The organism is Singulisphaera sp. GP187 (assembly GCF_900129635.1).
GTDB lineage: Bacteria > Planctomycetota > Planctomycetia > Isosphaerales > Isosphaeraceae > Singulisphaera.
This window is the reverse complement of the sequence record NZ_FSRB01000001.1, coordinates 1,802,378-1,825,215: the sequence shown is the minus strand read 5'-3', so window position 1 is coordinate 1,825,215 and position 22,838 is coordinate 1,802,378. Positions and strand designations below refer to the sequence as shown.

Below are 22,838 nucleotides of genomic sequence, written 5' to 3'. Positions count from 1 at the left end.
TCGCTGCTCACGCGTGCGAGCGTCTCAAAGGTCAGGCCTGCTCCACGGCGACCGGCTTCGGGGCGGCCTTGAGGGGAGCGGCCGGCTTGGCGGTCGCCGTCAGCGCCTTCTGAAGCCGCTGATCCTTCTTCTTGGCAACCTTGTTCCGTTCGGCCACTTCCTCCTCGCTGCTCCAGGCGTCCGGGTGCGTCCGCGAATAATACTCGCTGGAGACGAGCAGGTCTTGGAGACTGTAAATGTGCGTCTGATGGCGCTCGTAGTTCGAGAGCTCGAAGTTCTGATCCATCTTGATCGCGTCGAATGGGCAATACTCGGCGCAGAGTCCGCAGTTCATGCAGACATCCATATCGATGTAGAAGTCTTCAGGCAGAGGAACCACGTTCCCCTTCGGTCCTTTGGCCTGAGACATCCAGATGCATTGGGGGGGGCAGACCTTTGCGCAGATGTTGCACGACGTGCACCGAACGTTGCCATCGTCGTCGTCATAGATCAGGACCGGCAACACGCGGAACCGCTCGTAGACCGGGAGCCGTTCGTCGGGGTACTCGACCGTGAAAAGGCCCTCGGTCTTGTAATCCTGGAGAATGGTCGGCTCGTTCCCCCGGTCCGCCTTGTAGGGCCAGAGGTCCAGGAGTTGATGTCCGCCGCCGCGACGCTGGAGCCCCTTACCCGCTCGGATATCGCGCCAGAAGGTGCGCAGGAACCGCCGAAGCGTGACCAGGTGGCCCGTGATAATCCCGTAACCGCTGCCCATGGTGCAAGAGTCCCTATCAGTCTTGGAGGATGGGCGCCGCCCACCGAACGTAGCCCACGAGAGGGTAGGCCCACCCCACCCGGCCCGGCCGATCCGACCTTAGCGGTCCACCTCGCCCAAAACGATGTCGAGACTACCGAGAATTCCCACGACGTCGGCGATGGTGTGACCCAGGCACATTTGCTCGAGTGCGGTCAGGTTGATGAAACTTGGACTCCGAATATGATAGCGGTAGGCGGACGACGAACCGTCGGCCACCACGTAATAGCCGAGTTCGCCCTTGGGATTCTCGACCCGAGAGTAGGCCTCGCCGGCCGGGACCTTGATCTGATAGGTCTTCTTGCCGGGCAAAATCGGCCCTTCGGGAAGGTCACGAAGCGCCTGCTTGAGGATCTTGACGCTCTCGCGCATCTCCTCGAGTCGGACCAGGTAACGGTCGTACAGGTCACCGTTGGTGCCGGTGACCACCTTGAACTCGAACCGATCGTAGATGCTGTACGGGGCGGCCCGGCGAATGTCGTAGGGAACCCCCGAGGCGCGGAGGACGGGGCCGGCGGTGGAGAACTCGATCGCCTGCTTGGCGGTCAAGACGCCGATCCCCTTGCAGCGTTCGAGGACGATTTCGTTGCCCGAGAGGTAGCGGTCCAGTTCGTCAATCTTGCCGTCGAGGCGGTCGAAGGCGATCCCCTTGCAGCGCTCCACCCAGCCCCGAGGGAGGTCGAAGGCCACCCCACCGAACCGGAAGTAGTTGCACATCATCCGGCTACCGGCGGCCCACTCGAACAGGTCGAGGATCAGCTCTCGTTCCTCGATCGCGTAGAGCGCGGGGGTGAAAAAGGCCCCGAGGTCGTTGAGCAAGAACCCGATCGACCACATGTGGCTGGCGATCCGGGTCAACTCGGCCATGATCACCCGAATATACTCGGCCCGCTCCGGGGGTTTGGCGTCGTCCCCCATGAGCTGCTCGACGGCCAGCGCATAGCCGAAGTTGTTCCCCATGCTCGTCAGGTAGTCGAGCCGGTCGGTGAACGGGAAGTTCATCAAGAACGTGTTCCGCTCGCCAATCTTCTCATGATTTCGGTGCATGTAGCCCATGACGGGCTTCAGGCCGATGATCGTCTCACCGTCCACGCGCAGGTTGATCCGGAAGACACCGTGGGTGCTCGGGTGCTGGGGACCCATGCTGATGAGGAACTGGTCGGTGGCGAGTTCGCTGACGGTGACGCCGCTGGGTAGCAGCGATTCCCCTTTGACGTCGTCGTGGCTCGAAAGTTTTCCCCAGTCCTTGTAGTCCTTGGGGATCTTCATGTTCGTGCCGTACGGATTGATCTCCTCGGCGCGGAAATGCTGCCCGTGGCCGGTCTCGACCCGGCTGTCGAAGACTTTCGTCGGGCCTTCGTAGTAAGGCTCGAGGAAATCTTTGCGGAGCGGGTGGTAGGCGTAGCCGTCCCACATCAGGATCCGGGTCAGCTCGGGGTGTCCGGTGAACCGGATCCCCATCATGTCGTAGACTTCGCGTTCCTGGAAATCGGCGCCCCGCCAGACCCCGACGAGCGACGGAACCTCGCCTTCCCCTTCGACCTCCGAGGTTCTTACCCTCAACTCGATCAGCTTGCCCTGGGTGCTCGTGCTGTCGAGTTGGTAGTTGACCTCGATGCAATCTTCGAAGTGAACGCTCTGCAAGCTGACCAGGTAGTCGTACCGAATCGGGTATTCGTCGCGGAGGTAGCGGCTGACCGCGACGAGTTGCTCGGGCTTGACCAGGAGCGCCGCCTGAATGATGGTGACGGTTTCCTGGCCGAAACGCGTGTTGATTCGTTCGGCCAGTTCGTGCAGCCCGGCATCGCCGAGCCAGACGAGGCTGGGCCTGGCCTCGGCCCGTTTCACCTTTTTCGCAGGCTTGGCGGCCGGTTTCGCGACGGCGGCCGGTACGTCGTTGGTTTCCGGTACGGCTTCGCCTTTGGCCTTCGCCCGGATCAAGTCGATCTTGCTCGGCCCCTTGGCCGCGGGCGCCGGTTCGGGAACCCCGTTGGCATGTGGCTCCACCTCGTGTTGAGGGGCGGGAATCTTGGTCGGCTTGACCAAGGTTTCCTCGCGGGCCTCGACCAGGCCTTGGGCCGTCTTCTCGGCGGTCAGCTCGACGGTGCGCAAGTCGATCAGGTCGGGGCCGAGGACCGGGATCGGAATATCGCGCTCGACGTCGTTACGATACCAAGGGGTTTGGGTGATCCGCTCGCCGTCGATTTTCTTCTGGAGCATGATCAGGCCGTTGAGCAAGGCCTGAGGGGTGGGCGGGCATCCAGGGATATAGACATCAACCGGCAGGTATTTGTCGATCCCCGAAACAACGTTATATCCTTCTTTGAACGGGCCGCCACCGGTGGCACACGCTCCCATGGAGATGACGTATTTCGGCTCGGGCATTTGGTCATAGAGCCGCGCGATCATCGGCATCATCGTCTTGGTGACGGTGCCGGAGACGATCATGACGTCGGCTTGACGGGGCGAGCCTCGGAACACCTCGGCGCCGAAGCGGGCGATATCGAACCGGCTTGACGCCGTGCAGATCATCTCGATGGCGCAGCAGGCGAGCCCAAAGCCGAGCGGCCAAAGGCTCGAACGGCGGCCCCAGTTATAGACGGTATCGACCATTCCCAGGAGCTTGTCCCAGGATGTGACCAGGACGTGCTGTTCCAATTCCTTCTGAAGCACGGGGTCGATGACCGTGCTCCATTCTGGCCGGGTGATCGTCGGGGTGGTCATTGTTTCAGGATGCCCTGAGTCAAGTCGGGAATACAAGAGAAGGAAGAACGTCCGCTCGAGAGTTCCCGCCCGCGGGCGGGGCTAACCCTTTATCAGATCAGGTTCAATTGTCAGTTGATCAGGTCCGCCCTCCCCAACGAGCGCTATCCTAAACACCACGCAAGCCTACCGCCAGTGGGTTCCGCACTTCCCGGCTTGTTCAGTGTGAAGCCGGGGAATCACCGGGCCAATCTTCATGGGCCGTTCCTGTTCAGGATCAAGCGGAGGCGGATTGGTTCCGGTCTCGTCGGCTTGGTTGTGGCGGCCACGACACTTTCCGGGGGATCTCTTTCCGCAGGTGGATGCCTTGCCCATAATAGTGGCATGGAACGATCCAGCTTTCAACTGAGCGTCGCGGGCTTACTCGCTCTGGTGGCGTGTATTGCCCTGAATATCTGGCTGTTCCGACTTGGGCCGCTCTGGGGAATCATCGGCCTGAATCTCTCCAAGCACGTCATCGTCGCGTTTCTCTGCCAAATTCTTGGTGTGGACAAACCGCAGACTCAGAATCCGACTCCGACTTCCGCCCCGCTGTCCACCCAGGCCACCGCTCGTTAATTTCGCCAGGCCTTTGGAGTTGCGAACAGGGACGCATGCGGAAATGCGCATCCGGTTTGGAATCCGAGTCCGCGTCGATCGCGGCGCGGGCGACAAAAGGGGTTCCCGGCGGGCCCGGTGCTGCCGGGATATTCGTGTGGGCGCGGATCGAGTGTCCGGCTACGATGCCGTTCGTTCGACACCGGAACGGTCGCAACGTTGATGGTGTCCCTGTCTCGATGGATCGTCACGGGGAGAGAACGATGGGTGCGAACGGACCTTGCACGTTACTTTTGGTCGAGGATGAATCCCGTCTCCGGAACCTGGTCGCCCAAGTCCTCAAGTGCGAGGGGTATGGCGTAGTCGAGGCGGCCGATGGACGCGAAGGGGTCGAACGCTTCCACGACTCGGGGCCGTTCGACCTCCTCCTGGTGGATCTGAACCTGCCCGTCTTTTCCGGCGTGGAAGTCTGCCGGCGGGTCCGGGCTTGCGATCCCGACCAGCGAATCATGATCTGTAGCGCGGCGATCCTGGCCGATCATGAACGCGACCTCTCGCTGCTCGGCATCGGCCACTTTCTCACCAAGCCTTACCGAGCCGAAGACTTACTGGCCCACATTGCCTCCGAGTTGGCTCCCCAGGGCCGTGAGCTCGCGACCGCTCGGTTCAAAGCGAAAACGCTCTGACGGACCAAGCGGGCGACGCAACGGACCGGGCCGGTCGCTAGCCAAGATTCTGGGTTTCGATTATGATGATCGTTGGGAAATCTTCCGCGAAACCGCGGAGGAGTTTGGCAATTCTTGAACCTGAGCCATCTCGAAGGACGGTTTCATGGCTGGGAAACCGCTGAATCGTCTCGAACTTCGTCGACAGAACGATGCGGCCGAACCGCTCGATCCGATGGAGGACGAGTCGGATGATCTGAGCGAAGACCTTGATGATGATGATACTGAAGTTCGCAAGGTCAAGAAGAAGCCCAAGGCTGCGGCCAAGTCCAAGGCGAAAGCCACCAAGGCGGCCAAGCCCACAGCGCGCATGCGGATCGTTTGGGTCGTCACCAATGACGCCTTCAAACCCGTGGGCACGTTCGAATATTCCCAGCGCGAGGCGGCCGAGGCACGTGCGGCCGAGTTGACGGCCAAGGGCAAGGGCACCCACTTCATTCAGAAGGTCAAGGAGCCGATGCCCGACAATGCTCCCGGCCTGGGCGCGGCCATTCCACGACCCGCTCCCCCTGCCCCCGCCGCGGTGAAGGTGGCTGCGGCCGCGGAGATCGAGGACGAAGAAGAAATTGACGAGGAGGACGACAGCGAAGGCGATGGGGACGACGACGGGGACGTCGAAGTCGAAGAGGATGACTGAGCAGGCGAAATCCGGGCGCACCACGCCTCAACCCTAAGACCTGAGTTCAGACGCCTTTCTTTTTTCTCGTCTCGTTCCTTGGGAATGCCGTATCCACCAAAGACCGGGATTTGCGCTCCTCGAAAATCCCGGCGCGGGCCGATCAAGCCGGAGCTGTTCAAGTCGGCACTTGAGCAGGTCCGGCTGGCTTTGCGCCATCCGGTTGCGGCATCGACGCCCCCGAAGTTACCGCTCGCCACCAAGCGGTGAGCCAATCGGGTATTTTGGCGAATCGCCGCGACCCGCGCAATCCCTCAAAGGTCTGCGCCACGAAGGCTCGGGACAGCCAGACGCTACCCCATCGGGAGATCGCTCGAGTTGGCAACGAAATGCGCAGCGCGCAAAAAAACCGGCCTCGGGAGATGTCGTGAGAGACACCCCGAGGCCGGTCTTTACAGAGAGGCACATGACAGCACCGCGGTCGATGCTGTCACGTTAATGGGCGCACCATGACTCGAACATGGGACCTCACCCTTATCAGGGGTGCGCTCTAGCCAACTGAGCTATGCGCCCGGGAATCGCCTTGTCCAGCAAACGTTGCAAACAAACCGGCCTCGGGGGTTCTTGTGTAAGACACCCCGAGGCTAGTCTTTCTTAAAAACGCACATAACGGTACTGCTAGCAAAACCGTTACTAATGGGCGCACCATGACTCGAACATGGGACCTCACCCTTATCAGGGGTGCGCTCTAGCCAACTGAGCTATGCGCCCGTAAATTGCGTTGCCTGTCGGTTTGTTAACTGTCGATCGTTAACTCTCGACTGCGGGGCTATTCTAATTGGTCAGGCGTCCAAGTCAACAGGCTACTGCCGTATTCATCGTTTTTTGGGAACCTCCCGAGTCCCATCGATCACGCCGGAGCGTTCAGAAGCACAGGCCATCGTTTGAGCTTGAGAAGATGACGATGTCCGCTGCAGGCTCCCCTCCGCCAAATCATTCGAAGGAGTTTCGGGTGACCCTTGACAGGGGCGTCGCCCTACGGTATCGTTACACCCGTTGAGTGAAACGAGTCAATTACTCGCGGAACGATACAGAGATCCAAGATCGCCTCGACCCGAAACGCCCTTGAGAATGCGACGCTTTTTGGTCGCAACGACTTGACGGGCTAACGATATCAGGGTAAAGTTCTTGGCGTTGGTTGCGGGTCAGGTAGCTCAGTTGGTAGAGCATCGGACTGAAAATCCGAGTGTCGGGAGTTCAACTCTCCCCCTGACCACTCTTCTGAAAATTTTGATCCTTCCGCTTCTTCCTCCCTTCTTTTAAGACCGGTTGGGCACTGCAAAGTCGCCTCTCATACCGGCTCTTGTACGCGATACCTTCCCTCAATTAATTTTCTTCTCTCGTCTCCCCTTTATCAATCGCTTGATCGCTTCTTCCGAACGTAAACCGTTCATAGTAGCGAGTCATGTTGTGCTTGGCCGGCGTATAGTTGTGGTCGGCTTTGAGTGCGGCCTTGTACTCTCGGTAGGAGTCGTCGTGTTCGTTGCGACACTCGTGCAGCACCCCCATCAGGTTGTGGCTCTCGGCCGAGTTCGGATTGAGCGCGATGGCTTGCTTGAGGAAGATTTCGGCTTCCACGAATGCACAACGGTTGAGCGCCCGTTTGGCCTTTCTGAGATCTTCGGCGAACTGTGAGGCGACCGTGACGGGTTCCGGGACGCTTGTGGGCGGATGCGCCACACGTTTGCGATCGGCTTGCCGTTCGATCACGTCAGCGACCACGGCGCGGAGTCGATCCGGAGTCAGCGGCTTCGTCTGAAAGTCGATCGCCCCCAGCTTCATCGCCTGAACGGCGTTGGGTACGCTGCCGTGGGCCGTCACAATGACAACGGGAGTGTCATTGCCCGACTCGCGAAGTCGTCGAAGGACGTCCATCCCGTCCAGGCCGGGCATCTGGAGATCGAGCAGGACGACGTCGGCCTTTCCTTCCGCCAGCCAGTCCAGGGCCGTCGCGCCGTCTTCCGCCGTCGTGACTTGATAGCCTGACGGAACCAGGGCCGTCCGGAACATCAGGCGGACATTAGGTTCGTCATCAACGATCAGTATGTTTGCGTGCATGGTTACGGTTTGCCATTCGCATGGTCCGAAAGGCCGAACTTTCGTGGGTCGGCCGGTAACGTGAAGGTGAAAGTTGTCCCCAGGCCTGGGTGGCTGGCCGTGCTGATCTGGCCGCCGTGGGCGACGATGATCTCTTGCACAATCGAAAGGCCGAGCCCGGTGCCCTCGCGATGCCGCGCCCCGGGCACGCGGTAAAATTTTTCGAAGATTCGAGTGAGTTGCTCGGGCGCAATCCCCTCCCCCGTATCCTCGACGGTGAAGTGGACCATGTCTTCGCCGGTACGGGCCGTGAGGCGGAGCCGACCGCCGCGGTCGGTATACTGCAACGCGTTATCAATCAGGTTGTCGAAGACATGTTCCATCCGTTCCCGGTCTGCCAGCACCAGGGGGAGGTCCTTGTCTTCATCGATCTCCAACTCGATCCCCGCGTCGCGCAGTTTCGATGCGGATCGCTCGGCGGCCTCGGCAACCAACTCGTCCGCCTTGATCGGGCTCAGGTTGAGCCTGAGCCGGCCTTGCTCGATCCGGGTCAGGTCCAGGAGGTCGTTGACCATCGCCAGGAGCCGGTCCGAATCTTGACGGGCCGCCACGAGCAGTTCGACCTGCTTGGAAGTCAAGGGTCCGACGACCTCCTCGAGCAAGAGGTGGATCGCCATTTGGACGGAGGTCAGCGGGGTCTTCAACTCGTGGCTGACGGTCGAAACCATGTCGCTTTTGAGCTGGTCGACCAGGCGGAATTTGGTCACGTCGGAAAGGACCAGGGCGGCTCCTAACGACTCACCCTGCTCCCCGCGGATCGGGAGAACGCGAGGCAGGAAATAGCGTTCTTGGCCGTCGTCGCGGAAGATGACGGCGTGTTCCAGCCCGGCTGGCACGTCTCCATCGCGGCCACTGAGGACCTCGTCCAAGGCGGCTTTGAGTTGGCTGGGCGGCGTCCAGGGGATGGGACTCTCCGGCTCCGCGGGGATGACGCCGAGGATCCGACGCGCCGCGGGGTTGGCTCGTTCGACCACGCCGTCCGTGTCGACCACCACAACCGGGTCGGGAAACGAGTCGATGGTCGCTTGCGCCGTCTTTTGAGCGCGGAGGAGTCGAGCCGTCCCGGCCTGGCGGAATTCACGGATCGTCCGCGCCATCGTATTGAACGCTTGCGCCAGCTCGCCCAATTCGTCGCGCGTCGTGGCGGGAACCACCTGATCGAGGTGGCCGCGCGCCAGGTCGCGGGCCCCGATCGTGACAGCCCGGATTGGCTCAAGGATCGACCGGCTGAGTTTCAGGGCGATCAGGGCCGCGATCACGGCCGAGCCGAGCAGGGCCACGATCATCACCTGCCTCGACCGTTCCGCGGCCACTCGCGCCCTGAGATTCTCCCGCATCATGTAGGTCTGGTTGAGCTCGAGGACCTGATCGGCCGTGTGCTTGATCGCGCTGAACGTGCGAAAGAGCTCGGCGAAGTAGAATTGGGATCGGCGTTCCGTTGGCTCCATCGGCAAGGCGTAGAACACCTCACTCCGCTTGAGGTAGGTCTGAAAAAGGGTGGCGAGCCGGTCGGCTAACTCCTTCTCTCCTTTCAAAGTGACGTTGCTCTGCTCTTTCTGAAGGTTCTTCTGGAACATCGATCGGTATTCGCGAAACTGACTCTGGGCGCGTCGATCTTGACCACTCAGGGCAAAGAGCGACGCTGAGTCCATTCGTTCCAAGGCTTCTTTCATCCCTTCGGCGGCGAGCACGCTCTCGTAGTTTTCCCGAAGTATGACGTCGATCCGGCCGCCAAGATGATCGAGCATGAAGACGGCCCACAGCCCCAGGCCGATCATGATCGCCAGGAGCGGCGTCAATCCCACGAGCAGCTTGGTGCGTAGCGTCTTGAACATACAATCCCTCATACAGACGTTCGAAATGCGCTGGGCGGGGGGGCAAGCCTACAGGTTTTGGGGTGCCACGGCTGCCGCGCCCTGAACGGAGTCCGTGGCCTCAATCGCGAGTCAGTCTCAGCGCGGGCGATCACGATTCATCTGAGGGTTGAGGACCGTGGCGATTCCCGCGTTTGAAACCATTCTATGCATGCGGTTACAGCCCTCGGGGGCTCTTGGCTTCGCTTCAGACATCCACGACCATCACATCGACGCCTTCCGACTGATTAAGGATCTGCTCCAAAATGGATCCACGCAAGAGGCGACGGTGCCACGGCTGATTGCTTTTGCCGACGATGATTACCTTGATCCCGTACTCGCGCGCGAAGGCCGCGATTGTGCTGGCCACGTCTTTGCCGCGGAAGGTCATCGGGAACCCGCCCAACTGATGGGCCAGCTCGAGGTTTTTGCCGAGGACGCGCTGGGTGGCGGCATCAATGCGTGTGAGGTCCTCGGCCGGGGTCTGGATGTAGACCGCGTACCAAGGGGCGTTGAGCCGGTCGGCCAGCCGCGCGGCCTTGCGCATCAGGGCGGGGGCATTGGGGCTACGGCTCGACATCCCCACCATCACGCGCTCCGTCGCCGACGCCTGGGTGCGATCGGCCTCGGTCCGTCGCGTGCGACGATCGATCAGGTGGGCCATTTCCGCCAGCGTAAACTCTCGGAGCCGCGTCAGGTTGGCCGACGTGAAGAAGTTCTCAAGCGCCCGTTCGGCGCGTTCCGGGGGATAGACCTTGCCGGCATTGAGTCGCTCGAGAAGGTCCTCGGCCGAGATGTCGACGTTGACGATTTGATCGGCGTCGCCCAGGACGCTGTCGGGCAGTCGCTCCTTGACCTTGACGCCGGTGACACGCTCCACCTCGTCGTACAAGCTCTCCAGATGCTGAATATTGACCGTGGTGATCACGTGGATCCCCGCGCGGAGCAAGTCCTCGACGTCCTGATAGCGTTTGCCGTGCCGGCTGCCCGGCGCATTGGTATGCGCCAGCTCGTCGACGAGGCAGACGGTGGGTCGACGTGCCAGGATGCCGTCGAGATCCATCTCGCGCAAGGTCACGCCCCGGTACTCGATCACCAACGGGGGAATGATCGCAAGGTCGCCCACCTGCTCGGCGGTCTCGACGCGGCCGTGGGTCTCGACGATGCCGATGGCGACGTCGACCCCTTGTTTCTTGAGCCGTTGCCCCTCGCGCAGCATGGCGAAGGTCTTGCCGACGCCTGCCGCTGAGCCAAGGTACACTTTGAGCCGTCCCCGCTCTTGGCGACGAATCAGGTTGAGGAAATGCTCGGGACTGGGGCGACCCGGTTCGACCATGGACATAACGCTTTGAATCCCGGTGGACGCCGATCGTGAAGAGAAGATTGACAACACCACGGAGGGCCGCCAAGCGGCGATCGCCGGCAAGGCCAGGCTATTCTCCGGTGTGCCGCGCGGTCGCAACCGCCGGGACCAGGCTCGACTTGCCCGATCTGGAGTCGGAGTGCGAAGCGGGTTGCTCCGCATCCAAGGTAAGATTGAGCCGGAGCACGTTGATACGCGGTGGCGCACCGATGATGGCACCGGACCGGACGGTCTGCTGGTCGATCAACGCCTGGACTCGTGCGACGGGCAGGCCTCGCGCTGTGGCCACGCGGGCGGCCTGGTAGCGCGCCGCCTCAAGGCTGATGTCCGGGTCCAAGCCTCCGCCCGAGGCGGAAACGAGGTCGGTCGGGGCGAGGTTCTCCGGCGTGGCCTTGAGGGCGTTGGCTCTCTCGGCGACCTTCGTGTGCAAGTCGGGATTCTTGGTCCCCAGATTCGAGCCTCCCGCGGCGTCGGCCTTGTAGTCGACCGCCGAGGGGCGGGGGTGGATGTATTTGTCGGAGGCGAACGGCTGGGCGATCAGCTCGGAGCCAATCACTTTGCCGTCGCGTTCGATCAGGCTTCCCCCCGCCTGGTGGGGGAAGGCCAGCCAGGCCACGCCCCAGACGGCCGCCGGATAAGCGACCGAGCAGAGCGCGAACGTCACGAGGCAGGCGGCGACGGCGTTCCGGATCTCGCGAAACATGGAAGTCGTATCCTCATTTGTCTTGAAGTTGCGTGTTGTTGCTATCGACAATCGCGTGGGCTGCAAGGGTTCGCTCCGGTTTAGACAATCCCAACGACCGCGAGCAACGGGTCGATCATGACGTCGATCAACTTGATGCCGATAAACGGTGCGATCACGCCGCCCAGGCCATAGTAAAGCAGGTTGCCGCGGAGCAGCGCGGCGGCGCCGACCGGACGATACGTCACCCCCTTGAGTGCGATCGGGATGAGGAGCGGAATGATGATCGCATTGAAGATGACCGCCGCGAGGATCGCCGAATACGTTCCCCCCCGGGTTGCCAGGCCCATGACGTCGAGGACCTTGAGCTGAGGGAGTGTGGCGATGAACATCGCCGGAATGACGGCGAAGTACTTGGCCAGGTCATTGGCGATCGAGAACGTGGTCAGGGCGCCACGAGTCATCAGCAGTTGCTTGCCGATCTCAACGACCTCGATGAGCTTGGTGGGGTCGCTATCGAGGTCGACCATGTTGCCGGCCTCCTTGGCGGCCTGGGTCCCGGAGTTCATGGCCACTCCGATGTCCGCCTGAGCCAGTGCCGGGGCGTCGTTGGTGCCGTCGCCCATCATGGCGACGAGCTTGCCCCCGTGCTGTTCGTTGCGGATGTAGGCGAGTTTGGCCTCGGGTGTGGCTTGGGCGATGTAGTCGTCGACGCCCGCCTCTTCGGCGATCGCCTTGGCGGTCAGCGGGTTATCGCCGGTGACCATGACCACGCGGAGGCCCATTTGGCGGAGCCGGGCGAACCGCTCATGAATACCAGGCTTGAGGATGTCTTCAAGCTTGACGACACCGACGATCCGGTTGTCCTCGGCGACGCTCAAGGGGGTCGCGCCACTGGAGGCGATCGCGTCGACGGTGCGCTGATAACCGTCCGGAATCGTCCCCCCTTGGTCACAGACGTATTTGGCCACGGTGTCAGGGGCCCCCTTGCGGAGCCGATTCCCGTTGGCAAGGTCGACGCCGCTCATCCGGGTCTGGGCGGTGAACTCGACGAACGAAGACCCGGCCGGCGCTTCGCCGTCGATGGCGGCCTGCTGCCGCGCGAGTTCGAGGATGCTCTTGCCTTCGGGGGTCAGGTCGGCCATTGAGGCCAGGCCTCCGATCCGCGCCACATCGCGGGCCGATGCGCCGCCGAGGGGGACGAACTGGGTCGCCTTGCGATTGCCGATCGTGATCGTCCCCGTCTTGTCCAGGAGCAGGGTGTCGATGTCGCCGGCCAACTCGACGGCCTTGCCGCTCTTGGCGATGATGTTCGCCTCCAGAGCGCGATCCATTCCGGCGATGCCGATCGCCGCCAGCAGGGCGCCGATGGTGGTCGGGATCAGGCAGACCAGGAGGGCGATCAGGGTGGGGATGTCGAGCGTCAGGCTGAAGTAACGCGCCATCGGATAGAGGGTCGCGGTCACGATCAGGAAGATCAGGGAGAATGCGGCCAGCACGATCGTCAGCGCGATCTCATTCGGGGACTTCTGGCGGGTCGCCCCTTCGACCAGGGCGATCATCCGGTCGAGAAAACTCTGACCGGGGTCGGACGTGATCTCGATGACGATCCGGTCGGAGAGGACCCGGGTGCCTCCGGTGACACCGGAGTGGTCGCCGCCCGCCTCGCGGATGACCGGGGCGCTCTCGCCCGTGATCGCCGACTCGTCCACCGAGGCCACGCCCTCGACGACCTCGCCGTCGGCGGGGATGACCTGCCCGGCTTCGACCACGATGAAGTCGCCCGTTCGAAGCGTTGTGGACGAAACGATTCGGCCGGTATGCGAGTCGCGGCCGTCGAGTCGATAGGCCGGTGTGTCCTTACGGGTGGCCCGCAGGCTGTCGGCCTGTGCCTTGCCCCGCGCTTCGGCCAGCGCCTCGGCGAAGTTGGCGAAGAGCACGGTGAGCAGGAGCAGTGCAGTGAGCGCGGCTTGGTAGACGATCAGGCCGAAGACAGCCCCGTTCGTGATCGAAATCAGGGTGGCGATCGCCGTCAGCACGGTGCCGACTTCGACCAGGAACATGACCGGGTTCCGCATCATGTTCCGCGGGTCGAGCATGATGAACGACTGTCGGGTCGCCATGTGAACCAAGGCGGGCTCGAACAGGCGGAGCCGGCGCGCGTGGCGGCGCTGCAGCTTAAACGCTTGGGCGTCTGAGGTGGCCCTCTGGGGCAATTCAACCTCGGTCTCAGTGCTCATCGGATTCGTTCCTGAACTGGCAAAGTGTGCTGGGGATTTCACGGACCAATTCACCGCGGATCAGAGCCGGCCGGCGGGTCGGTCACTCGGTCGGCCGAGCCTTCCTCCCGGAAGGTCACCTGGGAATGGCGGCCAGATGGTCGGCCACTGGCCCCAGGACAACCGCGGGCATGAACGACAGCGCTCCGACGAGAAGGACGGTTCCGAGGAGCATTCCGGCGAACGTCAAGTTGTCGACTCGCAAGGTGCCGATCGTCTCGGGCACACGCTTCTTAACGGCGAGCGAACCGGCCAGCGCCAGGGGGAGGATCAAGGCGGGAAACCGGCCCAAGAGCAGGACGACGCCCGTGGCGATGTTCCAGGGGGGATTGTTGTCCGCCAGGCCCTCAAACCCCGAACCGTTGTTGGCGGCGGCCGAGTCGAACTCGTAGAGGATCTCGCTGAACCCATGCGAGCCGGGGTTGGCCACGGTCTTGTCTCCCCACGCGGTCGCCGCAAACAGGCCGGCGCCGCAACAAATCAGGAGCGGGTGGATCAAGATTGCGAGCATGGCCAGCTTGACCTCCTTCGCCTCGACCTTCTTGCCGAGATACTCGGGAGTTCGTCCCACCATCAGGCCGGCGAGGAAGACGGCGACGATGACGTACATCAGCATGTTCTCGAACCCCGCGCCGATCCCGCTGAAGACGACGTTGAGCATCATCAACGCCATCGGGACCAGGCCGGCGATCGGATTCAGGCTGTCGTGCATGCTGTTGACCGAGCCGTTGGAAGTCGCCGTCGTGATGGCGGCCCAGGTGGCAGCCGCCACCGGCCCCAGCCTGACCTCCTTGCCCTCCATGTTCGGCCCGCGGACCACGGCGAGCCCTTGAGTCGCCGCGCTCGGGTAGGACTCGGCCCAGATCGCCACCACCAACCCGGAGAAGAGCAAGAGGAGCATGACGCCGAAGATGACGACCGCGTGCCGCAGGTTCTTGAGCATGAGCCCGGCCATGATCAACGAGGCCATGGGGAGCACGATGATCGAGACGACTCCCAGCAAGTTGCTCCAGGGCGTCGGGTTCTCGAACGGATGGGTCGAGTTGGGCCCAAAGAAGCCGCCGCCGTTGGTCCCTGATTGCTTGATCGCCACCAGGGCCGCCACCGGCCCGCGGGCGATCGTCTGCGTTTCCATCTGGGTGGCGACCCCGTCGAGGGTCGTCGCCTGAACGGCGGGCTGGAACGTCATCGGCACGCCACTGGCGACCAGCAGGATCGCGACGAGGAAGCAGTAGGGCATGAACACCCAGACGAGCCCGCGCATCAGGTCGGCATAAAAATCGCCCAGGTGCGAGTCCCCGCGGAGGCCTCGTAAGGTCGCCAGCATGATGGCGAGGCCGGCCGCCGGAGTGACGAACATCATCCAGACGATGCAGGCAAGCTGGCTAAAGTAAGACAGGTTCTGCTCGCCCGAATAGTGCTGCAAGTTCGTGTTGGTCACGAACGAACAGACAGTGTTGAAAACGACGGCGGTATCCGCGCCCGGATGGTCGACCCCCGCGGTGTCTTTATAGCCGAGCGCGCCGAGGGAGCCTTTGCTGTCGGGGTTCAACGGAAGGCGCGGCTGGGCATAGAGCAAGCCGAAGGTGAGGATGAAAAGCACGAGGTTGAAGACGAGAAATGCAACGGCATATTTCTTCCAGTCCATGCGGGCCGGCTCGCGGCGTCCGATGAGCCGGCAGAGAAACATCGGCAACGCATCAAGGCCGCGACCCGCGCGGTCGGGCGGTACGTCGAGCGTGCGAAACATGGACCAGCCGATCGGGAGCGAAGCCGCAATCGGCACGAGGAACGCCCAGAGCGGGTGAAGCCAAAGCATCGAGGATCCCACGGGTCAAGTCTCCGATCGTGAATGCGGAATCAGAAAGATTCGGGCCGGAGCATGGCGAACACGAGGTACACCAACGCCATCACGGTCAGAAGTGCGGTCAGGTAGAGCACGGATCAATCTCCGAATTCGTTGGGGTCAAAGCCGGTCGCAGGCTGCGACCAAACCAAAGAACAAGGCGAAGATTGCCATCCCCAGCGCGAACGTGGCAAAGGCCATGGATTTCCTCATCTCAAGGGTTCGTCGTCACGACACTGTGTGCGTCTGCGTCCCCCCTTGTCCGTAAGCGAGCCGTCGCCGGGGGGACGTCACATCTCGAGAACTAAGCAAATGGCGGTCCGTTGGATCTGAGGTTTTTTTATCTTGATTAGAAGAAACGTTTTATGGCGAATTGACGGGAGGTCTGTCGCGGAATCTCCGGGATGGGAACCGTGCATCTTGCAGGCTCGGCTCAGGCAATCTGCACGATGTGTCTCGAGCGCGAGACAGAGAGTCGCACGATCGACGTTCCCCGTCGGCGGCCTCGTCACGGGAACTCGAAGCACAAATGGCCATCGATGCGGCGCGGCCACTCGTACTCAACCGACTTTGCTTGGGGACGCGGAGGCGGTCGCATTCACCGTTGGGCTTGCCAACCCACGCGTTGGAACGCGGGCCATTGAGGTCTGGGCCGTTCCGAAAAGGTCAGGGGGAGAAATCGTGTGGCCACTTCGGCCCGGCGAAAGGCGCGAGTGCGCCACACCCCTCGCGGTGCCTGCTTTGCGAGCGAGGGCGTCACGGGCAAGATTCGGACGTGCGCGATGGATAGGCCCGAGGTGCCCACAAAGTGGTCGCGAAGGCGAGTGAGCGGAGCGTCCGCGCGTGCAACCACCTGATCGATTCGCGGCTTCGCGAATCCACTAGAGAGATTGTAAACCGATCTGGGAATAGCCTTTACGGCCTGGAGCAAACGTCAGCCCGCAAGTGACTCAGCACTCTGGCATTGCGTTTGCGATTCACTCTTCCGACTTTGAAAATGACAGCGACTGGGAGTCGCCTATCATCACAAGACATGGTTTTCCGGTGAAATCTGCAGCTATTGATTATGCGAAATCAATCAACGAACCACCCTCATGGCGACGGCCACATCAGACTGGTGCTGATGCGACCAACCGCCAAGGGGCGGGTGGGTAGCCTCGCACGACCCCTCCCACTCGCCCTTCCCATACCGCCTGATCACCAACGAACCATCCTCATGGTGACGGCCACATCAGACTGGTGCTGATGCGACCAACCGCCAAGGGGCGAGTGGGAACCTCGCACGACCCCACCCACTCGCCCTTCCCACACTTAGTGTCATGACACTGAGAGTGCAGTAGGTCCAGGATAGACAACCCCGCGCAAGGATGCAACAGGGTTCCGCGTCGGGTCGACGCTTGTTTCAGATCCAACGCGCCTGCCCTTGCGATCAGGCTGGACGAAGCAGGTGCATCGGATCTTCCTTGCGATTGAATGATGGGCCGGCCCTCGCGCCACGGATTGGACCCAACCCGTGTCATCGAGCGGCCTTTGCTTCCCCGCGGTCGCCCATCATGAAATCCATGAAAACCGAGACCAACGGGTGAGAGTGGTTCACCGATCGCTAGCGCATGCAGCCACAGCGTCTGAGAGTGTTCCAAGGGGGTGTGCGTCCCCAGGAACGAATGGTCGGCACCATCGGGCCCCTTATCAAATCCACAACGTGCGACGATTGCGGTCCCAGGGGCACGCAATCGACGCACGTTGCGCGTGCGGCTCAATTTGGTCAAACTACCGCTGGAGCGAATACATGTTCAGGTGCTCAAGCGCATCAAGGATCCAGGGATGGCTCCAAGGAGCCCGGATGGCATAGCCGACGGAGAAGACCGAGAGCAGGAGCGCTGCCAGTGAAAGTACGCGGACCCAGCGTCGCTCTTGTCCCCCCTCGACGCCCTTGGGCAGGAACACGAGCCAGAACGGAATCAGCCAGAACAGCCAGCGCAAGCCCTGAGTTGAGCCGCCGTAGTTTCGCGCCTTCGGATTGAAGAGGTAGACGGCGAACAGCGAGATCGTCAGCACCAGGGTCAGCCAGGCAAGGGAGCGAAGCGAGCTACGGGTCCAGAGCGAACGGAACATGCCCAGTGCCGAAAACAGAAAGAGCGGAGTCAGCGAAAAAACTCCGTGATGCCCAAACGTCATATGGAGCAGATAGACCGAATACGATTCGGGGTGGGTGTTGAACCAATCCATCTCGAGCGGCGTGTTCCAGTAGCTTCCTTCATACTGGTAGCTCTTCGTCCCAAATTCCTCATAGACCGGCTTGAACTGGCCGAAGGCGAGATACTGCGTCACCAAAAAGGCGATGCAAGGGATCAGGGCCATCGGAAGGAAGACGAACAAGGTGCGGCGAGGATGGCGCAGCAGAAGCATCAGGAACAGCATGATCCCGAACAGCGCGGCGGGCAGTTCGTTGCAGGCCGTGAAGGCGGCGAAGAAGCCGGCCGCCGCGAACCAGTTGGCTGACGGTTCCTCTTCCTCCATGATCCGGATCAGCGCGTAGATCGCGAAAAAGGCGCTCGAGGCGGCGATCGTGTGGTTGTTCAGGGTCTGATCGAAGGCGAACAGAAACGATCCCCAGGCGCCTCCGAAAAGACAGAGATACCACGCCCAATCGTTCGGCGCATAACGGTCAAGCAGCCGAGCGTAGAGGACGAGAAAGATCCAGAGCGGCACGACATTCAAAAGCACAATCAGCGGCTTGAAATAGAAGACGTAGACCGGCCACTTGACCGTCTCCTTGGGGGTTTCCAGCACGTGCTCGACCTTGCGTGGCGGTCCCTCAACTACTTTTTCGACCCAGCGTGGCCGGCGTTGCTGTTCGATGACCTTGTCGAGCGGCACCCCCAGCGCATGCCGTACCGGGTAGAGTAAACCGGCCATCATGGTCGGGAGGAGCGGCGGCTTGCTCGAATAGAAGTGATCGACCGATTCCCCCACCTTCCACGATCGCGGGGCGATGGCATACTCCACGCGGTTGAGCCACGAGCTGGTCGCTCCCGGCTTGGCGAGCTTGTTCGGCTTAAGGACTTTGTCCTGGGTCTTGTCCTGCCAGGGACAGTCATCGATCGCGTAAGTCCCCCGCTCGAGCAGGCTCCAGACGGTCGACCAGCGCGAGATGTCGTTGGCCCCGAGCTGGGTCGGCGATTTCAGCGCGAGGCCAAGCGCCTGGGCAGTGGCGACCGTGATCACGATCAGGGCCACGAACTGACGGGCCTGAGAGCGAACCGGCGTCGTTTCCATTTCGTCCCCGAACTCAGCCGTCCTCATCGCGGTCCCTCGGTTTTCTCGGCACTGGGGCCGGTGCGCGGGCTAATTCGATCAGAAATGCTAAACGTGTCCTCAGCCCGGATACTGTACGAGGTGACCAACTCGGCCAGGATCCCCAGGCAGAAGAACTGCGATCCCACACCCACCAAGGTGCTCGCATAAACGAGAAGGGGGCGGTGACCGATCGGGCCGTCTCCGATCAGCCAGACAAAGGCGAGGTAGACAAGCCCGATCCCGCCCAGAAGGAGGAGGACCATACCCATCCCGCCCAGGACGTGGAGCGGACGCTGGCTGAACCGGGTGAGGAACCGCACGGTCAGCAAGTCGAGCAACCCCTTGAGCATCCGCGTCACACCGTACTTGGATGAGCCGAACTGACGCGGCCGATGGTGGACCTCGATCTCCCCCACGCGAAACCCGCGCGCGTGGGCCAGGACAGGGACGAATCGGTGCAGTTCGCCGTAGATCCCGACCTCGGCGAGAACCTGTCTCCGATACACCTTGAAACCGCAGTTGTGGTCGTGCAGCCGGCAGCCGGTTAGTGAGCTGACCATCGCGTTGAAAATGCGGCTGGGCCCTACCTTGTGCCACGGATCGTAGCGACGCCGCTTCCAGCCGCTGACGACATCCAGGCCCTGGTCGAGCTTTTCGAGAAAGCGAGGGATTTCGGCCGGGTCGTCCTGGAGGTCACCGTCGAGCGTGAACACGATTTCGCCCAGCGCGGACTCGAAGCCGGCGGTCAGCGCGGCGGCCTTGCCGAAGTTCCGTCGGAATCGGATGGCGTGGACCCGAGGGTCGGCTCCCGCCAGCTTGAGGATCACGTCCCAGGTGTCATCCCCGCTTCCGTCGTCAATGAACAGGAACTCGACGTCGCCGAGCGCCTGGGAATCCACGACCCGGCTTAGCTCCTCGTGAAGCGTCACCAGACTCTCGCCTTCGTTATGGACCGGCACGACGAAGCTGATCATGAAACGGGAACCTCGGTCTGGGTAACCACGGGAAGGCGCGGGCGAATGAGGGAGAGGACCGCCGCAACCAGCAACTCGCCAATCAACCAGGTCAACCGCAGCGCCAGCGCGGCGACAACCGCCGTGTCGGCTCCCAGGGCGGGCTGAAGTGTGGCCATCAAGATCCCCTCGCGGACACCAAGCCCCCCCGGTAGGATGGCGACCGCAAATCCCGCCACCGTCGCCAGGGCCACGCTGCCGATGACCAAGGGCCACTGGATGGCGGGCACGCCGGCGGGTGTCACCGCGCAAATGACGGCGATCTGGCTGAACCCGAGCAAGATCCAGCCGCCAACCGCATAGAGCAGGCCCTCAGCCAGAAGCCGGCGCGAGAACCGGGGAAGGGCGTCGGGACCGACTCCTTTGAACGGCACGCTCACCAGTGCGGAGATCCGAGGAAAAACCTTGGGGTCGACCACGACCAGAAGTGCGACCGAGAGCGACGCCCCAATCAAGACCGGCCACCACTCGAGGGGCACCACGAGAAATCCCAACGTGGCGACCATCGCGCCTCCGGCCATCATGACCAGAGTTTCATACAGAGTCGCGAACGCGGCGGTTGCCGCCCGCGCTCCATACGGCGTCATCAGTCCGACCCGCATGACGACCACCAACGCCTTGCCCGGCACATACTTGCCCAGGTGGCTGATGAGGTAAGCACGCACCGCCGGACCGAGACGAACCGGGGTGGGACTGGATTTCATGATCCTGTCGAAGAAGACGCCGAACAGGGTCAGGCCGGCGAGGTATAACCCCATCGAGGCGACGATCCAGGCGGGTTCGACCCGCAATTCTCCGCCTCGTTCGTGGAGCCGGATCCAGGTCAGGCGCACATGCCGACCGACCGTCCAGAGGACGACGAGCCCCAGGAGGGTTTTAAGAGCGAGCTTCGTCGATCGCTTCTTTCCCAGCCTGGTGATTGCATCGAATCGCTGACGGGTTGTTGTCGCGAGAATCGAGGGCCGGCTGGGCGGTTTGATCATCGTGGAATGACAGGCGGAATGAGACTTGCCAATGGTCGTCGCGTGGGATGGACGCTCAACGCCAGGCCCAAGGTAGCGGTCGGCCGAGACATTGACAAGAGCGCGACGAACTCGTCCCTGGACGCGGGTGTCGATCAGAGGCCGTTGTGCCCCCGACGACTCCCCTCGTTTTCCGCCTCAAACCCGAGCGAGTCGATTCATCAAGGTCTGATGAAGAACGATGGCGTGTCATCCTCGAGCCTGATTCGCTTCACAAGGAAAGGAACAGGGCCGAACCGCTCATAGCCCAGCTCGACAACCTGGTCGTAGGTTTGCCGCACCCCTGCGATCGTCTCGCCCTTGATCGCGACGAACTTTCCCTCATGGGCCAAGAGAGCCTCGTAGTTGGCGTGATAGGTGGCCCGTTCGGACTCGAAGAATGTCATCGTCTTCACTCCTAAGGTTTTCATAAGGTCATAGGCACGGCAACTCCTGAAGCAATCTTCGACATCCTTGCCGTCGGCAACGACCTACCCGGAATTCCCGGCTTCGGTGAACCCGGATAACCCTCCTGAACTGATTAGCTCTCAGCTCACCCCGGCGATCCGCGCCGGGTTGACCTGAGCGACGAAGCGTCTTGCGTTTTGCAAGGACGATCAGCCCATTTCTCAATCACGGAGAAGCGATTGGGGAGATTGCGGTCGAGAGATTGAGAAGCGTACCCCTCTTTATACACAACCGAAGGCCCGACAACCATAAGAATTCGGGAGGGAACTTCAATTCGACGTGACCAGGGCCCTGTATCCCGCGCCCCTTCTCGTTCGTACACTGACTCAAGTGGACGTATCCGCTCTTCCCCGCCGACTCGAATGGTTTCGGCGAATCCAACGCGAACCGACACTTCCGGAGTGGCCTCCATGATTCGCGATGCGGAACCCGAGGACACATCCGTCCTGATCGGCCTGGCGCAAGCGACGCACGTTTTCAAGCCGCACGAGCTTGTTGCATTGAGCGAGGTATTAAATGATTATCATGTCAAAGAACGAGAAAATGGACACCGGTGCATTGCTTACAGCCAGGACAACCGGACTGTTGGTTTCGCCTACTATGCTCCCGCATCCATGACGGACCAGGGCTGGTACCTCTACTGGATCGCGGTTGAAAAGGGCCGACAGGCGAGGGGGATTGGCTCGGAGTTGCTCGCCTGGGTCGAAGCAGACATCCGCCGGCAAGAGGCACGACTTCTCCTGATTGAGACGTCTTCGCTTCCCCACTATGAGTCGACGCGCCGCTTCTACTTGAAGCATGGTTACGTCCAGGCCGGCGTCCTGGCCGATTTCTATGCGGACGGAGATGACCTGGTCGTGTACTGCAAACGATTCAAACCACGCAGGATCGAAGGATGAGCGCGAACCGGGTCCATCCGGCCTCGTTGGACGTTACCCAACTTGCCTCCCAGTGCGAAACCAAGCGCACCCGACGGTCGGGCCCGGGAGGACAGAATCGAAATAAGGTGGAGACGACGATCGTGCTCCTCCATCGCCCGACCGGCATCGGTGCCGAGGCCAGCGAGCGGCGAACTCAGGGTGAGAATTTACGAGCCGCCTACTTCCGGCTCCGCGTCAACCTCGCCCTCGAGGTCCGCCTCCCGGTCGACCCAGACGCAAGCCCGAGCCCACTCTGGCAATCACGCTGCCGTGCGGGAAGGATTGCGGTGAGCCTTGAACATGAGGATTTCCCATCGATCCTCGCGGAAACCCTCGACGTGCTCGCCGCCCAGAAGATGGATGTGAAGCTCGCCGCCGAGGCTCTCGGATGCACGCCTTCTCAATTGACGAGGTTTCTCAAGAGCGAGCCTCGCGCACTCGAGTTGGTCAACGCTCACCGACGCCTTGCGGGACTTCACTTGCTGCGCTAAAGCGCTGATGGAAAGGGTCGCAAAGGAAAAA

The 22,838-nt window shown here is 61.8% G+C and carries 18 protein-coding genes, 3 tRNA genes and 1 pseudogene; 6 read left to right on the top strand and 16 right to left on the bottom strand.

All coding sequences use genetic code 11. The annotated features are described in order from the left end of the window. Positions 1 to 31: 31 nt before the first annotated feature. The 3 genes and pseudogenes from BUS42_RS07265 to nuoB form a co-directional block, all read right to left on the bottom strand. Positions 32 to 754 carry a 4Fe-4S binding protein gene (locus BUS42_RS07265; RefSeq protein ID WP_074306344.1) on the bottom strand — a complete coding sequence of 241 codons (723 nt, stop codon included), beginning with the start codon at positions 752 to 754 and terminating at the stop codon, positions 32 to 34. A gap of 99 nt (positions 755 to 853) precedes the next feature. Beyond that, positions 854 to 1,936 (bottom strand): NADH-quinone oxidoreductase subunit D, encoded by a 1,083-nt coding sequence (locus tag BUS42_RS46370; protein WP_410001699.1) that lies wholly within the window; start codon positions 1,934 to 1,936, stop codon positions 854 to 856. Positions 1,937 to 2,179: 243 nt separating this feature from the next. After that, positions 2,180 to 3,517 (bottom strand): annotated as a pseudogene (gene nuoB / locus BUS42_RS46365) (NADH-quinone oxidoreductase subunit NuoB); the annotation flags it as partial. Between the two features lie 363 nt (positions 3,518 to 3,880). On the opposite strand from nuoB, the gene BUS42_RS07255 reads away from it, so the two are divergent. From BUS42_RS07255 to BUS42_RS07245, 3 genes are all read left to right on the top strand, one after another. Next, the gene (locus BUS42_RS07255; RefSeq protein ID WP_074306342.1) at positions 3,881 to 4,114 is read left to right on the top strand and encodes a hypothetical protein; all 234 of its coding nucleotides are present in this window, start codon (positions 3,881 to 3,883) and stop codon (positions 4,112 to 4,114) included. 242 nt (positions 4,115 to 4,356) lie between these two features. Continuing rightward, entirely contained in the window at positions 4,357 to 4,779 is a 423-nt protein-coding gene (locus BUS42_RS07250) for a response regulator (protein WP_074310793.1), read from the top strand. Between the two features lie 145 nt (positions 4,780 to 4,924). Then, on the top strand, positions 4,925 to 5,455 hold the full coding sequence (locus BUS42_RS07245) for a hypothetical protein (protein WP_074306341.1): 531 nt from the start codon (positions 4,925 to 4,927) through the stop codon (positions 5,453 to 5,455). 478 nt (positions 5,456 to 5,933) lie between these two features. Here BUS42_RS07245 and BUS42_RS07240 read toward each other — a convergent pair. Together BUS42_RS07240 and BUS42_RS07235 are read right to left on the bottom strand one after the other, a co-directional pair. Then, positions 5,934 to 6,007, bottom strand: a tRNA-Ile gene (locus BUS42_RS07240). Between the two features lie 124 nt (positions 6,008 to 6,131). After that, a tRNA-Ile gene (locus BUS42_RS07235) sits at positions 6,132 to 6,205 on the bottom strand. Positions 6,206 to 6,637: 432 nt separating this feature from the next. On the opposite strand from BUS42_RS07235, the gene BUS42_RS07230 reads away from it, so the two are divergent. Then, positions 6,638 to 6,710, top strand: a tRNA-Phe gene (locus BUS42_RS07230). 110 nt (positions 6,711 to 6,820) lie between these two features. Here the strand turns inward: BUS42_RS07230 and BUS42_RS07225 are convergent. The 11 genes from BUS42_RS07225 to BUS42_RS07180 all read right to left on the bottom strand — a co-directional run bounded on the left by BUS42_RS07225 (position 6,821) and on the right by BUS42_RS07180 (position 21,335). Then, positions 6,821 to 7,552 (bottom strand): response regulator, encoded by a 732-nt coding sequence (locus BUS42_RS07225; RefSeq protein WP_074306340.1) that lies wholly within the window; start codon positions 7,550 to 7,552, stop codon positions 6,821 to 6,823. A 2-nt stretch (positions 7,553 to 7,554) separates the two neighbouring features. After that, positions 7,555 to 9,426: a HAMP domain-containing sensor histidine kinase gene (locus BUS42_RS07220; protein ID WP_074306339.1), complete on the bottom strand. Its 1,872-nt coding sequence runs from the start codon at positions 9,424 to 9,426 to the stop codon at positions 7,555 to 7,557. A gap of 226 nt (positions 9,427 to 9,652) precedes the next feature. Continuing rightward, entirely contained in the window at positions 9,653 to 10,786 is a 1,134-nt protein-coding gene (locus tag BUS42_RS07215) for a sensor protein KdpD (protein ID WP_074306338.1), read from the bottom strand. 91 nt (positions 10,787 to 10,877) lie between these two features. After that, a complete protein-coding gene (gene kdpC, locus BUS42_RS07210; protein WP_083670088.1) occupies positions 10,878 to 11,510 on the bottom strand; it encodes a potassium-transporting ATPase subunit KdpC in 633 nt (210 codons plus the stop codon). An 80-nt stretch (positions 11,511 to 11,590) separates the two neighbouring features. Then, positions 11,591 to 13,729 (bottom strand): potassium-transporting ATPase subunit KdpB, encoded by a 2,139-nt coding sequence (kdpB, locus tag BUS42_RS07205; RefSeq protein ID WP_074306337.1) that lies wholly within the window; start codon positions 13,727 to 13,729, stop codon positions 11,591 to 11,593. Positions 13,730 to 13,844: 115 nt separating this feature from the next. Next, positions 13,845 to 15,587 (bottom strand): potassium-transporting ATPase subunit KdpA, encoded by a 1,743-nt coding sequence (gene kdpA / locus BUS42_RS07200; protein WP_074306336.1) that lies wholly within the window; start codon positions 15,585 to 15,587, stop codon positions 13,845 to 13,847. 41 nt (positions 15,588 to 15,628) lie between these two features. After that, positions 15,629 to 15,709 carry a potassium-transporting ATPase subunit F gene (locus tag BUS42_RS46360; protein WP_410001698.1) on the bottom strand — a complete coding sequence of 27 codons (81 nt, stop codon included), beginning with the start codon at positions 15,707 to 15,709 and terminating at the stop codon, positions 15,629 to 15,631. A 1,675-nt stretch (positions 15,710 to 17,384) separates the two neighbouring features. After that, complete coding sequence (locus BUS42_RS07195; RefSeq protein ID WP_074306335.1) at positions 17,385 to 18,920, bottom strand: hypothetical protein; 1,536 nt, start codon at positions 18,918 to 18,920, stop codon at positions 17,385 to 17,387. After that, positions 18,917 to 19,888, bottom strand: a complete 972-nt coding sequence (locus BUS42_RS07190) for a glycosyltransferase family 2 protein (protein ID WP_074306334.1) — start codon at positions 19,886 to 19,888, stop codon at positions 18,917 to 18,919. Before BUS42_RS07190 ends, BUS42_RS07195 begins: the two co-directional genes overlap by 4 nt. Next, positions 19,885 to 20,910 carry a lysylphosphatidylglycerol synthase transmembrane domain-containing protein gene (locus BUS42_RS07185; RefSeq protein ID WP_074306333.1) on the bottom strand — a complete coding sequence of 342 codons (1,026 nt, stop codon included), beginning with the start codon at positions 20,908 to 20,910 and terminating at the stop codon, positions 19,885 to 19,887. Before BUS42_RS07185 ends, BUS42_RS07190 begins: the two co-directional genes overlap by 4 nt. A gap of 200 nt (positions 20,911 to 21,110) precedes the next feature. Beyond that, positions 21,111 to 21,335 carry a hypothetical protein gene (locus BUS42_RS07180; RefSeq protein ID WP_074306332.1) on the bottom strand — a complete coding sequence of 75 codons (225 nt, stop codon included), beginning with the start codon at positions 21,333 to 21,335 and terminating at the stop codon, positions 21,111 to 21,113. A 471-nt stretch (positions 21,336 to 21,806) separates the two neighbouring features. Here BUS42_RS07180 and BUS42_RS07175 point away from each other — a divergent pair, with 471 nt between their 5' ends. Together BUS42_RS07175 and BUS42_RS07170 are read left to right on the top strand one after the other, a co-directional pair. Continuing rightward, on the top strand, positions 21,807 to 22,295 hold the full coding sequence (locus BUS42_RS07175; RefSeq protein WP_074306331.1) for a GNAT family N-acetyltransferase: 489 nt from the start codon (positions 21,807 to 21,809) through the stop codon (positions 22,293 to 22,295). Then, positions 22,292 to 22,807 carry a peptide chain release factor-like protein gene (locus BUS42_RS07170; protein ID WP_074306330.1) on the top strand — a complete coding sequence of 172 codons (516 nt, stop codon included), beginning with the start codon at positions 22,292 to 22,294 and terminating at the stop codon, positions 22,805 to 22,807. The genes BUS42_RS07175 and BUS42_RS07170 overlap by 4 nt, the downstream gene beginning before the upstream one ends. Positions 22,808 to 22,838: the final 31 nt, after the last annotated feature.